Source organism: Pseudomonas sp. NPDC090208, from assembly GCF_044746785.1.
In the GTDB taxonomy this organism is placed as follows: Bacteria; Pseudomonadota; Gammaproteobacteria; order Pseudomonadales; family Pseudomonadaceae; genus Aquipseudomonas.
In genome coordinates this window covers 254,871-269,142 of sequence record NZ_JBIVCU010000010.1, presented here as the reverse complement: position 1 = coordinate 269,142, position 14,272 = coordinate 254,871, and the positions used below count along the sequence as shown (strand labels likewise).

Here is a 14,272-nt window from a genome sequence, read left to right as displayed (position 1 = left end):
CAATATCGCAGCGTCTGACCTGACGCATTCGCCAGCAAGCCGGCTCCCACAGGCTGTGTCTCGTCAGTATTTACGGGCCTTGGCCAGCATCGTCATTTGCCGCTGGTACGCCTCGGCGGTCTTGTCGCTGGTCGACACCTCGGCCACGCCCACGCGCCACCACGACAGGTAGCCGTGGATCATGGTTTTCGGCAGCACCTTGATGTCGATCAGGGTCGACACCGTCTGTTTGCGCGCATCGGCCAGCGCCGCCTGCAACTCCTCGACCGTCTTCACCTTGTAGGTCTTGCAGCCATAGGCCGCCGCACTCATGGCGAAATCCACCGGCACGAAGTCACCGTCCAGCTGCCCGGTTTCAGGATTGCGGAAACGGAACTCGGTGCCGAAGCTGCCCATGCCGTTGCCCATCTGCAGGTTGTTGATGCAACCGAAGGCCATGTTATCCAGCAGCACCACGTTGATCTTGCGTCGCTCCTGGATAGAGGTCGCCAGTTCCGAGTGCAGCATCATGTAGGAACCGTCGCCGACCAGTGCGTAGACCTCACGCTCGGGCGCAGCCATTTTCGCGCCCAGCGCGGCGTTGACTTCATAGCCCATGCACGAATAACCGTATTCGACGTGGTAGCTGTCGACGCTGGTGCTGCGCCAGGCTCGCTGCAAGTCGCCCGGCAGACTGCCCGCCGCTGCGACGATCACCGCATCGGTCGGCAACTGCTGGTTGAGCAGGCCGAGCACGCGGCTCTGGGTCAAGCACGAACCGGTCATTTCAATGAAATCGCGCAGCACCTGTGGGTCAAGGTGGCCGCTGACTTCCGGCTCGAAATCCTGGGTCTGGTATTCCACGGCATACAGCCGGTCGACTTCAGCATCCAGCGCTGCCCGCGCCTGCCGAGGCTGCTCGCCCCAGGCCGCACGGTAATCGCCGAGACGATCGGCCAGCGCCGTCAACGCCACCTTCGCGTCGGCCAGCACTTGCACGCCGTCGAGCTTCTGCACGTCGAAGGCACCGACATTGAGGTTGAGGAATTGCACCTCAGGGTTCTGGAACAGCGATTTGGAACCGGTGGTGAAGTCGCTGTAACGGGTGCCGACGCCGATGATCAGGTCCGCCTCGCGGGCCAGGGTGTTGGCGGCCAGCGAGCCGGTTTCACCGATGCCGCCCATGTTCAACGGATGGGCCGACACGATGGCGCTCTTGCCGGCCTGGGTTTCCGTGAAGGGGATGTCAAAGCGTTCGGCAAACGCCTGCAACTCGGCCGCCGCACCCGAGTAACGCACGCCACCGCCACAGATCAGCAGCGGCTTGCGCTTGCCCTTGAGCAGCGCCAGCGCGTCACCGAGCATGGCTTCGCTCGGTGGACGGCGGTCGATGCGGTGCACGCGCTTTTGCAGGAAGGTGTCGGGATAATCGTAGGCCTCGCCCTGCACATCCTGCGGCAGGGCCAGGGTGACTGCGCCGGTTTCCGCCGGGTCGGTGAGCACGCGCATGGCATTCAGCGCCGCGCTCATCAGTTGCTCGGGCCGGTTGACGCGGTCCCAGTATTTGCTGACGGCCTTGAAGGCATCGTTGGTGCTGATGCTTAGGTCATGGAACTGTTCGATCTGTTGCAGCACCGGGTCGGGTTGGCGACTGGCGTAGACATCGCCGGGCAGCAGCAACAGCGGAATGCGGTTGGCCGAGGCGGTTGCAGCGGCGGTGATCATGTTCGCCGCGCCCGGCCCGACCGAGGAAGTACAGGCGTAGATCTTGCGCCGCAGGTGCTGCTTGGCGAAGCCCATGGCCGCGTGGCACATGCCCTGCTCGTTGCGGCCCTGGTGGACGATCAGGTCGCCGCTGTCCTGTTCCAGCGCCTGACCCAGGCCCAATACGTTGCCATGACCGAAGATGGTGAACACCCCGGCGACGAACTTGCTCTGCACGCCGTCGACTTCGACGTACTGGTTATCGAGAAACTTCACCAGGGCCTGGGCCATGGTCAATCGTGTCGTGGTCATGCTTGCACCTTGTTTTTATTGGAGGCAGCTTTCGAAAATCTGTGGCTGTCCGGCTTACCGGCGGTAGCGATTTCAAAGCTGCCACCGCTGGCAAGCCGGACGACTACCTGTGGGAGCGAATTCATTCGCGAGAGGCAGGGGCAATAGATACACATGTTGCGCTTGTACCGCCGCCTCGCGAATGAATTCGCTCCCACAATCAATCGCGTTTCAAATGGAGACCGCGATCACTTCGCCGTCGGCATGCTGAATTCCGCGCCCTTGGCGATGCTGTCCGGCCAGCGTTGCATCACGCTCTTGTAGCGGCTGTAGAAGCGCAGGCCTTCTTCGCCGTAGGCGTGATGGTCGCCGAACAGCGAGCGTTTCCAGCCGCCGAACGAGTGCCAGGCCATCGGCACCGGAATCGGTACGTTGATGCCAACCATGCCGACCTTGATGCTGCGGGCGAAGGCCCGGGCGATGCCGCCGTCGCTGGTGAAGCACGACACACCGTTGCCGAATTCATGCGCGTTGATCAGCGCCACGGCGGAAGCGAAGTCCGGCACATGAACGATGCCCAGCACCGGGCCGAAAATTTCTTCCTTATAGATAGTCATCTCGGGGGTCACGTCGTCGAACAGCGTGGCGCCTACGAAGAAGCCATTTTCCGCCCCCGGCACCTTGAAGTTGCGGCCGTCGACGATCAGCTTCGCGCCCTCTTTCACGCCTTGGTCGATGTAGCCTTCGACCTTGGCCTTGTGGATGGCGGTGACCAGCGGGCCCATGTCGGAATCGGCGTTCATGCCGTTGCCGACCTTGAGCGAGTCGATGCGCGGCAGCAGCTTGTCGATCAGTTTCTGGCCGACATCGCCGACCACCACGGCAATCGAAATCGCCATGCAGCGCTCGCCGGCCGAACCGTAGGCAGCGCCGATCAGTGCATCGGCGGCCTGATCCAGATCGGCATCGGGCATGACGATCATGTGGTTCTTCGCCCCGCCCAGCGCCTGCACACGCTTGCCCTGCGCGGTGCCTTGCTGGTGGATGTACTCGGCAATCGGCGTCGAGCCGACAAAGGACACCGCTTCGATGTCCGGGTGCTGCAACAGCGCGTCCACCGCCACCTTGTCGCCCTGCACCACGTTGAACACGCCGTCCGGCAGCCCGGCCTGCTTGAGCAGGCGTGCCATCAGCAGGCTGGCGGACGGGTCACGCTCAGACGGTTTGAGGATGAAGCAGTTACCGGTGACCAGCGCCATGGGAATCATCCACAGCGGCACCATCACCGGGAAGTTGAACGGCGTCACACCCGCGCACACGCCCAGCGGCTGACGCAGGTTCCAGTTGTCGATGCCGCCGCCGATGTTGTCGCTGAAATCGCTTTTCAGCAGGCTCGGCGCACCGCAGGCGAACTCGACGATTTCGATGCCGCGCACCACTTCGCCCTTGGCGTCGGCGAACACTTTGCCGTGTTCGCGGCAGATGATTTCGGCCAGTTCGTCGTGGTGCTGGTCGAGCAATTCCTTGAACTTGAACATCACCCGCGCGCGGCGCAGCGACGATTGATCGGCCCATGCCGGGAATGCGGCTTGAGCGGCGGCGACCGCCTCGTCGACAGTCTTCAGTTCAGCCAGCGCCACCCGCGCCTGCACCGCGCCGGTGGCCGGGTTGAACACGTCGCTGAAACGCTCGCTGGCGTCCTGTACCTGGCCATTGATGTAGTGGCCGATGATCGGGGTATTGCTCATTACAGAACTCCTTGAAAAAAGGTCAAGCCTCTTTGAATGCTGTTTTTTTTGCCTCTGGCCGCAGGCCGTGGGAGCCGGCTTGCTGGCGAATGGCGTTGAGTCAATTAATGTTGTGCTGCCTGATCCGACGCCTTCGTCCGGATGCGGCCCAGACCCTCGTAACCTCGGATCCCTCCCACAGGAAAAGGTGTAACCGACCGATCTGCGCCATCACACCACTCCTCCCATAGAAAAGCCTGTGATGACACCGATCTGCCCCATCACACCATCCCTTGTGGGAGAGAGCCCTGCTCGCGAAAGCGTTAGTGCATTCACCGTTGTGCTGCCTGATCCGACGCCTTCGCCAGCAAGCCGGCTCCTACACACAGGATTCGTGAGCGTTTTAGAGATCCAGCAGCCACTCATGCTGCGGGTCGTTGTGGAACTGCCAGGCGCGTTTCGGGCCGGCCATCACGTTCAGGTAATACGACTCGTAACCGTACGGCACGCTGACTGGATGGTAGCCCCTGGGCACCGTGACCAGATCGTTGTTTTCCACGGCCATGGCCTGATCGATGCTGCGGTCGTCGGTGTAGACGCGCTGGAAGATGTAGCCCTGGGGCGGGTTGATCTGGTGGTAGTAGGTTTCTTCAAGAAAGCTTTCGTGGGGCAGATCATCCTTGTCGTGTTTGTGCGGCGGGTAGCTGGAGGAATGGCCCGACGGCGTGCGCACTTCCACCACCAGCAGCGAATGGGCCGGTTCGGAATCCGGCAGGATGTCGCAGACATAACGGGTATTGGCCGCCTTGCCGCGCACGCTGCGTTTCATGGTTTCCGGACGAATCAGCCGCGCCGGCAAGTCTTTGCCGGCATCACCGGGCGCTGCGCAGACGGCGATCTGCACCGCGCTCAAGGCGGTGACCTGGGCCTGGCTGTTCGGCGGCAGGTAAACCGCGAACGGCGATTTGTCCTCGAACACCGATTGCCGGTCGCCGATGTTGTCCCAGGCGAAACCGCCCTGCCCCGGCGCTTCGCCGCTGACGCTGACCCGGCCGCTGAGCAGCACCAGGCACAGTTCCTTGTCCGCCGAATGAACCGGCAGACGCTCACCCACCGTCAGGCGGTGGGCGGAAAAACCGACGTACTCCAGCACGCCTTCGCCCAGCGCCACGACATCACGGCCCTCGGCCTTGCTCTTGACCAGCAGATTCATGTTCACAGGCTCCTTTGTGCAGGGTTCTGTTCCTGCGCGGCCGCAAGCAGGTTGCGCAGGGTCTCATAGCCTTTTTTGGCGTAGACGTAACTCGGCGCCACTGCCGGATCCTGCTCGGCCTCGACCACCAGCCAGCCTTCATAACGTGCCTGCAGCAGCACATCCAGCAACGCCGCGAAATCGATGTCGCCATCACCGGGCACGGTGAAGGTGCCGTTGACGATGCAATCCGGGAAGCTCCACAGGTTGTTGCGCGCCAACTGCACCACCGGCTTGCGCACGTCCTTGAAGTGCACATGGCAAACCCGATCAATGTGCTTGCGCAGCACCTGCAACGGATCGCCACCGCCCATGTAGCAGTGGCCCGAATCGAACAGCAGGCCGACTTCGCTGCCGGTCAGGACCATCAACCGGTCGATGTCTTCCGGCGACTCGACGTAAGCGCCCATGTGATGGTGATACGCCAGACGCACGCCCTGAGACAAGGTGAAACGCGCAAGCTCTGTGAGCTTGTCGGCGTATGCCTGCCACGCCGCGTCGCTGTGAAAGCGCGGGCGCTCGACCAGGCGGATGCGCTGGCCCTGAATCGAATCGGCCACCTCGCCATACACCAGCACCTTGGCGCCGTTGTGCTTGAGCAGTTCGACGTGCCCGGCGATGGCGTCGATTTCCTCGGCCACCGAACGCTGCGCCAGACGGCTGGAGTACCAGCCCGACACCAGCGCCAGATCGTAGGGCCGCAGCACATCGGCCACGCCCTTGGCGTCCTTGGGAAACTTGCCGTTGAGTTCGAAACCTTCGTAGCCGATTTCCTTGCCTTCGCTCAGCGCGGTGCTCAGCGGCGTTTCACCACCGAGCGCCGGCAGGTCGTCGTTGCTCCAGGAAATCGGGTTGATGCCAATTCGGATTGCGGAAGCGGGCATGGCTGCACCTTTTATTGTGTACTGCGGTCTTTCTGTACCGCAGCATTGTTGTTCTGCCGTGAAAATGATCCTGCAATGCGGCGGCTCAGGACCGCGCATCGCGCCACGATTCGATGAGGAAACCAAAGGTGCTCTGCACCCGGCTGATCAGGCCGGCGTCATCGATTTCACCTTCCAGCCACGCACGGCTCGGTTCGTGGAAAATCGTCCGGCCCACGGCGAAACCACGGCAGGTGGTGCTGCGCCCGGCCTGACGGAAACCGGCGGCGAGTTCTTCGGCCGGTGCGTTGAGGCCCAGCAGTACCACGCCACGGCAATAAGGATCGCGTTCCTGAATCAGCGCATCGAGCTGCTCCCAGACCTCGGCCGGTTGCGACTCGATCTTCCACCACGCCGGGTAAATGCCAAGGTTGTACAGGCGCTTGAGCGAGCGGTAGATCACGTCCGGGTGCGGCGACGGATGATCCTTCGGCGGGATGATTTCCAGCAGCAGTTCATGACCGCTGGCCTGGGCCGCCTGATACAGACCCATCACCTGCGCTTCCTGCTCCAGGCGCAGCATCGGCTCGTCGTCGGGGTGGTATTGCACCAGACACTTGATGATCTGCTCTTTCGGCCAGGCCATCAGGTTGCTGCCGATGGAGCGGCCATGCTCGAAGGCCAGCGGCCGCGAGCCCTGCACTTCAACCGGACGGGCAATCCACCAGTCGCGCCCGGTGGCCGCGTTCAACGCGTCCTGACCAAAGCGCTGGTCAGCCAGCAGCCCGACATCGGCGGCGATGCCGCGCTTTGCCAGATCGGCTTCGACCCGCTCCACCGCCTGAATGAACAATTGCTTGAGTTTCGGCAGGCAGGACAGATCGCGGCCGGCCTTCTGCGCCAGCTCCACCAATTGTCCGCGATGGTCGAAGGCAAAGATGAACAGTTGCTGCCATTGCTTGCGCGGCACGCTGACCTGATGCAGGCGCTGCAGGGTGACGTCCTGATCCGGGCGGGTGATCGGCACCGGGCTGTTGAACAGGTATTCCAGTTCCACCGGGGTCGGCATGGCCGGCGCGCAAGCGTGGCGCGACACCACCAGACCGCCGCAGGCATTGGCCAGCTGACAGCAGCGCTCGTCGCTTTCATCGTTGAGCCAGCCCTTGAGGAAGCCGGACATGAACGCGTCGCCGGCCCCCAGCACGTTGAGCACTTCCACCCGCACGCCGGGATAGATCGCGCCGTCTTCCAGATTCGCCGGAATCGCGCCATGAATCACCGTGCAGCCCTGCGGGCCGAGCTTGACCACCAGCGTCGCGGCGGTCAGTTCGCGGACCTTGCGCAGCGCGGTCAGCAGGTCGGTGGAACCACCGGCGATAAGGAATTCTTCTTCGGTGCCGACGATCAGGTCGAAACGCGGCAGGATGCGCTGCACGTGCTGGCTGACGTTCTGGTCGGCGACGAAACGGGTTTCACCGTCGGCCTTGCCGGTCAGCCCCCAGAGCACCGGGCGGTAGTCGATGTCGAGGACGCGGCGCACGTTGTGTTTCTCGGCGTAGTCCAGCGCCTGACTGCTGGCCTTGAACACCTGATCGGTGGAGAAATGCGTGCCGGTGATCAGCAGCGCCTTGCTCGACGCGATCTGCGCTTCGTCGATGTCGTCGCTGGCAAGAGCCATGTCGGCGCAGTTTTCCCGGTAGAACACCAAGGGGAAGGTTTCGCGGTCCTTGATGCCGAGCAGGACCATGGCGGTCAGGCGTTCGGCATCGACCTTGATGCCGCTGACGTCACAGCCTTCGCGGGCCAGGGACTCGACCAGAAAACGGCCCATGTGGTCGTTGCCGACACGGGTCAGCATGGCCGACTTCACACCCAGCCGCGCGGTGCCGAAGGCGATATTGGCGGACGAGCCACCCAGGTATTTGGCGAAACTGCTGACATCTTCCAGACGCGCACCGATCTGCTGCGCGTACAGGTCGACACCCAGACGCCCGAGACAAATCACGTCCAACTGACGCCCACTGGCAAAACGAGTCTGGCCCATGCCGGCTCCTCTTATTCTTATTAAGCCCTGCCCCGGGCGTGAGTGCCCGGTGCCTTGTTCGTGGATGCAGACTAGAACGCCGTGCGACAAGGATCAATGATTTTTTCTAATTTCTTTTCATGTGGAATATTTTTTCCACTTTGTGCAAATGCTGGCACAGCGTGCTAAACAGGCAGGATATAAATGCGAACACCTGTAAACTGCGCGCTCGGCGGAACCAGCCCATGACCTTGTGGGTGCGAATGCATTCGCGATGCGATTTCTGCCGATAGATGGGGTACCTGTGCCAGCTCTTCGCGAATGAATTCGCTCCCACAGCAATGTCTGTTGAACTGGCCACCTGCGTTTCACAAGAACAAGCCAGAGGATGCATGCGTATGTCCAGCACTGATCAGTCTTCCGTCGAAGCCGCCGCCGATGATGCGCAGGCTGGCCTCGCGCCGCCGTCCAGCGCCGAAGCGCTGCTCAAGCTGATCACTGCCGAATACGACAGCCTGCCGCGCCAGCTCAAGCGCATCGCCAGCTACATGAGCCAGCAGAGCGACCGGATCATGGTCGACCGCATCAGTGATATCGCTCGCGAATGCGAGGTGCATCCGTCGGCCATCGTGCGTTTTTCCCAGCGTTTCGGCTTCAGCGGTTTCAGCGAAATGCAGGCGCTGTTCCGCGAGGCGTATACGCACAAGGCCACGCCGGTGCAGAACTATCAGCAGCGCATCCGCAGCATGATCGCCAACAAGTCGCAGAAGGCCAGCGGCGGCGACCTGGCCCGTGAGTGCGTGAACGCGACGCTGTCGGGGCTTGAGCGCCTGGCCCTGGAGCTGGATGACGAGGCCTTTGAGAAGGCGGTGGATCTGGTGGTCAATGCCGACAACATTTATGTGGTCGGGGTGCGTCGTTCGTTCGCGGTGGCGGATTATCTGGTTTACAACCTGCAGCACACCAACAAGCGTATCCATCTGATTTCCGGTCTGGGCGGCAGTTATCGCGAGCAGATGCGTAGCGTGCGTGCCAACGATCTGGTGATCGCCATCAGCTTCACGCCGTACGGCAAGGAAACCCAGCATTGCTTGCGTATTGCCCAGCATCATCAGGCGAAGACGCTGATCATCACCGACAGCAACCTGTCGCCACTGGCCAAGCGGGCCAATTCGGTGTTGTTGGTCAATGAGGGCAGCTCGTTTGCGTTCCGTTCCTTGAGTGCGACGTTGTGCCTGTGTCAGGCGCTGTTTATTGCAGTGGCCTACCGGTTGGAGCTGAAGGTGGATGAGATGTCGGAGCAGGTGGGGTTTGAGGATTGACTGACGTCGCTCAAACGCCATCCGGCTTCTGAACGAACGCAATCCCCTGTATCTGACACGCAACCTTGTTTCGCCTGGCGGCGAGTTACGCGGACCCTTGTAGGAGCTGGCTTGCCCTGCGAGCGGCGAGGCACTCGTCGGTCGCAGGGCAAGCCAGCTCCTACAGACCGGCGGTTAAGCTACCGTTCCCGTGCCTCATTCCTGCTGCGCAGCGTCTTCGCGCGGTTTTCCAGGATCAAATACACCACCACTGCCAGCAGCAGCGGAATCAGGAAATAAATCACCCGATAGCCAATCAGCGCCGCCAGCAATTGGCCTTTGCTGAACTGGTGCTGCATGAGGGTGATGAACACTGTTTCCAGCACGCCGAGCCCCGCCGGGATGTGGGCGATGACGCCAGCGATGCTGCTGATCAGCAGTATTCCCAGCACCGCGGGATAGAACGCTTTTTCCGGCAGCAGCACGTAGATCAGCAGCGCCATCAACCCCCAGTTCAACGCACCGAGGCTGGCCTGGCGCAATGCCTGGTTAAGCGAAGGCAACACCAGTTGCTGCCCCCTGATCGTCCAGGTACGGCGGCGAGAAAAGCGACACGCGAGGAAGTAACCGAAGCACACCGCCAGCAGCACAAAGCCGATGGCCTGCAAACCGGTGTCGCCGATTTTCCAGCCTTCGGGCAGGTCGATGAAACCGCCAGCAAACACAAAACCGGCCAGCAGCATGTAACCCAGCCAGTTGGTGATCAGGCTCAGGCTCAAAATGCGGGTGATGGTCGGCACGTCCAGCCCCAGCCGCGAATACAGCCGGTAACGCAGGGCGATGCCGCCGACCCAGGAGCTCAGGTTGAGGTTGAACGCGTAGCAGACAAACGTCACCGGCACGATCTGCAGTACCGACAGTTTGTGTTCGGTGTAGCGCCGCGCCAGCACGTCGAAACCGCAGTAGGTCAGGTAACTGGCGAAGGCGATGAGAAACCCGAGGATCAGGGTCATGGCCTTGTACGACGCCAGCGCGTGGGTCACTTCCTTCCAGTCGAGGTTCTTCACCAGCATGAACAACAGCACCGGCACGGCGATGAAGAAAAACAGGGTCAGGCCGCGCTTGGCCCAGGTCAGCCAGATCGAGTGGTGGCCGCTTGCAGAGGTTTTGCCCCGCTCTGCCGAGGCGTGTGACAGACCGCTCATAGCGACTTCTCCTGATCAACGGAAAGCTCTTGCTTGAGGGCCGCCGCTTCCGGCATGACGTCCGGAGTGCGCACCGGTTTCAGCCGTGGGCCGTGTACCGGAAACAGCCCGGCCAGCGCCGGAAAATGCCGCAGAAAGTGAAAGCTCAAAAAGATCATCGGCGCGCGCCACCACTGCCCTTTCGCCAGGCCCTTGAGGCTGGCCTGTTTGCTGTGGGCAGCGATCAGTTCCTGCAGATGCTCGTGCAGTTGCCGGTTAAGGGCGCGGTCATGAATGAACAGATTGGCTTCCAGATTCAGCGCCAGGCTCAGCGGGTCGAGGTTGCTGGAACCGACCGTCGACCATTCCTGGTCGATCAGCGCCACCTTGCCGTGCAGGGCGCGCTGTTTGTATTCGTGGATGACTACCCCTTCGCGCAGCAGCCAGGTGTAGGTCAGCCGCGAACACATGCGCACGAACGGCATGTCCGGCTGGCCCTGCAGAATCAGCGTGACCCTGACCCCGCGCCGGGCAGCGCTGCGCAGTTCGCGCAGGAAGCGGTAGCTGGGGAAGAAATAGGCGTTGGCGATGGTGATGCGCTGTCGGGCGTTGCGCATCGCCAGCAGGTATTGCTCTTCGATATCGGTGGTGTGGCGATGGTTGTCGCGCTCGGCCAGCAGCATGCGCGCACTGCCCGTCTGACGGCTCTGCACCTTGAGCGGGGTGAAGGTCTTGCGCACTGTCGGGCCGAGCATGTTCAGGGTCGAGCGGTAGATGTCGGCGACGATCGGCCCGCGCACGCGCACGGCGTAGTCCTGTTTGGCGGTGATGCCGGTGTCGGCCATGTGGTCGACGCTGTAGTTGATGCCACCGACATAGGCCAGTTCACCGTCGATCACCACCACCTTGCGGTGCAGACGGCGAAACAGGTTGGTACGCATGCCCATGAGTTTCGGGCGCGGATCGAACAGTTGTATCTGCACACCGGCGGCCAGCATCTGCGCGACGAACGCCGAGCTGAGGTCGCTGGTGCCGTAATCGTCCACCGTGATCACCACGCGCACGCCTCGTGTCGCAGCGTCGATCACCGTCCGTTGCAAAGCCTCACCGATACGGTCTTCGAAGATGATAAAGGTCTCCAGCAGCACTTCCTCGCGGGCGCCGCGGATGCTGTCGAAGACGCTGGCGAAAAAGTCCTCGCCATTGATCAGCAGCTCCACAGCATTGCCGTCCTGCCATACACCACAGCGGTCATCGAGGGACTTCACAGGGTGACCTCCACTGCCAGCGGCGCATGATCGGACAGGTGCGACCAGGGTCGATTGGACAGCACCAACGGCCCGCGACAACTGACATTGCGCACATAGATGCGGTCCAACCGCAGCAGAGGGAAACGCGCCGGAAAGCTTTTTGCCGGAGCGCCGAAACGCTCAACGAACACCTCGCGCAGGCCCACCGGTTCGAGCACGGCATCGGCCTTCTGCCGCCAGTCGTTGAAGTCGCCGGCGATCACCACGGGCGCGTCCGCTGGCAGGCGCGTCACCAGATCGGCCAACAGGCGCAGTTGCTGCTGGCGGTGAATTTCCTTCAGGCCCAGATGCACGCAGATCGCATGCAATTCACCAAAACCCGGCACCTGCAGTACGCAATGCAACAGACCGCGCTCTTCAGTGCCGAGGATGGAGATGTCGAGGTTTTCGTGGCGCAGGATCGGGTATTTCGACAGCAGCGCATTGCCGTGATGGCCATGGGGATACACGGCGTTGCGGCCGTAGGCGAAGTCGTTCCACATGCTGTCGGCGAGGAACTCGTACTGGGAAAGGGTCGGCCAGTTCTTGACCGTCTGTGCGTGGTTTTGCTGCTCGCCATGGACCTCCTGCAAAAACACCACATCGGCGGACACGCTGCGCACGGCGTCGCGCAGTTCCGGGAGGATGAAGCGCCGGTTGAGAAAGCCGAAGCCCATGTGCATGTTCATGGTCAGCACGTTGACGGTGACCGCAGCCGCCGTGGGTTGTCGTCGGTTGTCCAGATGGTCGGGGGTCAATGCGCTGGTCACAGGCTCACTCCTTGCAGATCGCCGGGGGCGACTTCCAGTTGTCCGGCCAGGTCGAAACGCTCCAGCAGACGGCGGGCGTCGTAGGGCGCGCGGACTTTGATGTCGTTGTCGAAGTAGCAGTAGATGTCCCGCGACTTGCGTGGCCTGGGTTTGCGGCTGGAAACCAGTTGCGCGTCGTCGGGTTGCCCACCGTGCCGCCAGGCCTCGATGCGGTCGCCCCAGCGGTTCAGCGCCTTGGCGGTGTAGCCACTGGCGTAGAGTGCTTCGTCACCATGCAGGCGCAGGTAGACAAAATCGCTGGTGAGGTCTTCCAGATAAGGCCACTTGCCAGCGCTGTCGGCCACCACCAGGGCGACCTTGTATTTGCGCAGCAGGTCGATGAAGGCGGCCACGGCGAAGCTTTCATGGCGTATCTCCACGGCATGGCGCAGGCGGGCTTTCGCGGGGATATCCAGATAGCCGGGCTTTTCCATGCGGGTCGCGCAGTGTTTCGCGCAAGCCTTGGCGGCCTCGCCGTCGTGGGGCAATTGGGCGAGAAAATGCTCGAAACGGTCGGCATCGAAACGAAAACTCGGGGGAAATTGCCAGAGGATCGGGCCCAGTTTCTGGCGCAGCTGGAAGATGCCCGAGGCGAAGAAGTTGGCCAGCGCTTCCTCTATCCCGTTCAGGCGGCGGACGTGGGTGATGTAGCGCGGTGCCTTGAGGCTGAACACGAAGTCTCGCGGTGTGTCGGCGAACCAGCGGGCGTAGAGATCCGGCGACTGCAGGGAGTAGAACGAGCCGTTGATTTCGATGCTGTTCACCGCCCGGGAGGCGAATTTCAGTTCATTTTTCTGCGCCAGTTTTTCCGGGTAGAAATCGCCGCGCCAGGGCACGTAGCGCCAGCCGGATATGCCGATACGGATATCGCCCATGCTTCTGCTCTCTGCCTGTGGGGCCGTGCCGACCGCAACGGCCCTGAACAAGAGATATGAAGCCTGGGGTTTTGAGCGGTTCCCTGTTTTTGTCGTTGGGCGGGTGGGCGGTGGTTTGGCAGGTCGCCCCCGGCACATTCCGCAGCCCCTTGTAGGAGCTGGCTTGTCCTGCGACCGGCGACAAAGTCGTCGTAAAACCTGTGCACTCGGTTTGTCTGATGGATTGCTGATCTGCTAACGCAGCTCTGTTTCGCCTGACGGCGAGTTACTTGGACCTGTAGGAGCGTGGCTTGCCCGCGATCGGCGACGAAGTCGTCGTAAAACCTGCGCACTCGGTTTGTCTGATGGATTGCTGATCTGCTAACGCAGCTCTGTTTCGCCTGACGGCGAGTTACTTGGAAAAGCCCCAAGTAACCAAGGGCTCTCTACCCCGCCATACGGCACCTCGCCTAGGCTCGGTGTTCCCTCACTCCGGCGACGCTCCGTGGGCACGCCGCGAATGGGCCATCCATGGCCCACGCGGCTCTCGCGACATCCTGTCGCTCGACCCACTGCGCATCGCCTGCGTTCGGCCTTCTGGGACGGGGCCCCAAGATCAAAAACCAAATCAAAAGCCAGATCAAAAGCCGGCGAAACCCACACTCCCTGTGGGAGCGGGCTCGCCCGCGAAGGCGCCCTCAACATCGCCGCCGCCGGCAAGCCGGACTGCTACGGGGTTCGGCGGCGTGCTGAAACCAGCCAGACATCCTGAATTCGCTCCCACAGTAGATCGGCGTAACACAGCCCTGTAGGAGCCGGCTTGCTGGCGAATGCGCCGTATCAATCAACCGTGCGCCGTCAGGCCTGACGCGTTCGCGACCCTCGTAACCTCGGATCCCTCCCACAGAGGTCTGCGGTGATTCTGCCGAATGCATTGCCATGCCGAGATCCCGCAAACACCACATACCTGTGGGAGGGAGCTCTGCTCGCGATAGC

Annotated in this window: 10 protein-coding genes; 1 reads left to right on the top strand and 9 read right to left on the bottom strand. The window is 62.0% G+C overall.

Annotated features, from left to right (window positions below; all coding sequences use genetic code 11):
* Positions 1-63 precede the first annotated feature (63 nt).
* The 5 genes from iolD to iolC all read right to left on the bottom strand — a co-directional run bounded on the left by iolD (position 64) and on the right by iolC (position 7,860).
* On the bottom strand, positions 64-1,995 hold the full coding sequence (gene iolD / locus ACIPL0_RS18460; protein WP_400601866.1) for a 3D-(3,5/4)-trihydroxycyclohexane-1,2-dione acylhydrolase (decyclizing): 1,932 nt from the start codon (positions 1,993-1,995) through the stop codon (positions 64-66).
* Positions 1,996-2,222: 227 nt separating this feature from the next.
* Complete coding sequence (locus ACIPL0_RS18455; RefSeq protein ID WP_400601868.1) at positions 2,223-3,722, bottom strand: CoA-acylating methylmalonate-semialdehyde dehydrogenase; 1,500 nt, start codon at positions 3,720-3,722, stop codon at positions 2,223-2,225.
* 382 nt (positions 3,723-4,104) lie between these two features.
* A complete protein-coding gene (iolB, locus tag ACIPL0_RS18450; protein WP_400601870.1) occupies positions 4,105-4,914 on the bottom strand; it encodes a 5-deoxy-glucuronate isomerase in 810 nt (269 codons plus the stop codon).
* A 2-nt stretch (positions 4,915-4,916) separates the two neighbouring features.
* Entirely contained in the window at positions 4,917-5,837 is a 921-nt protein-coding gene (iolE, locus tag ACIPL0_RS18445; RefSeq protein ID WP_400601871.1) for a myo-inosose-2 dehydratase, read from the bottom strand.
* A gap of 85 nt (positions 5,838-5,922) precedes the next feature.
* On the bottom strand, positions 5,923-7,860 hold the full coding sequence (iolC, locus tag ACIPL0_RS18440) for a 5-dehydro-2-deoxygluconokinase (protein WP_400601873.1): 1,938 nt from the start codon (positions 7,858-7,860) through the stop codon (positions 5,923-5,925).
* Between the two features lie 377 nt (positions 7,861-8,237).
* On the opposite strand from iolC, the gene ACIPL0_RS18435 reads away from it, so the two are divergent.
* On the top strand, positions 8,238-9,161 hold the full coding sequence (locus ACIPL0_RS18435; protein ID WP_400601875.1) for a MurR/RpiR family transcriptional regulator: 924 nt from the start codon (positions 8,238-8,240) through the stop codon (positions 9,159-9,161).
* 179 nt (positions 9,162-9,340) lie between these two features.
* On the opposite strand, the gene ACIPL0_RS18430 is transcribed toward ACIPL0_RS18435, so the two are convergent.
* The 4 genes from ACIPL0_RS18430 to ACIPL0_RS18415 all read right to left on the bottom strand — a co-directional run bounded on the left by ACIPL0_RS18430 (position 9,341) and on the right by ACIPL0_RS18415 (position 13,297).
* Positions 9,341-10,345: a lysylphosphatidylglycerol synthase domain-containing protein gene (locus ACIPL0_RS18430; protein WP_400601877.1), complete on the bottom strand. Its 1,005-nt coding sequence runs from the start codon at positions 10,343-10,345 to the stop codon at positions 9,341-9,343.
* Positions 10,342-11,592 carry a cardiolipin synthase ClsB gene (gene clsB, locus ACIPL0_RS18425; RefSeq protein WP_400601879.1) on the bottom strand — a complete coding sequence of 417 codons (1,251 nt, stop codon included), beginning with the start codon at positions 11,590-11,592 and terminating at the stop codon, positions 10,342-10,344. Before clsB ends, ACIPL0_RS18430 begins: the two co-directional genes overlap by 4 nt.
* Positions 11,589-12,302 (bottom strand): endonuclease/exonuclease/phosphatase family protein, encoded by a 714-nt coding sequence (locus ACIPL0_RS18420; protein ID WP_400601958.1) that lies wholly within the window; start codon positions 12,300-12,302, stop codon positions 11,589-11,591. The genes clsB and ACIPL0_RS18420 overlap by 4 nt, the downstream gene beginning before the upstream one ends.
* Positions 12,303-12,379: 77 nt before the next feature.
* A complete protein-coding gene (locus ACIPL0_RS18415; protein ID WP_400601883.1) occupies positions 12,380-13,297 on the bottom strand; it encodes a DUF72 domain-containing protein in 918 nt (305 codons plus the stop codon).
* Positions 13,298-14,272 lie beyond the last annotated feature (975 nt).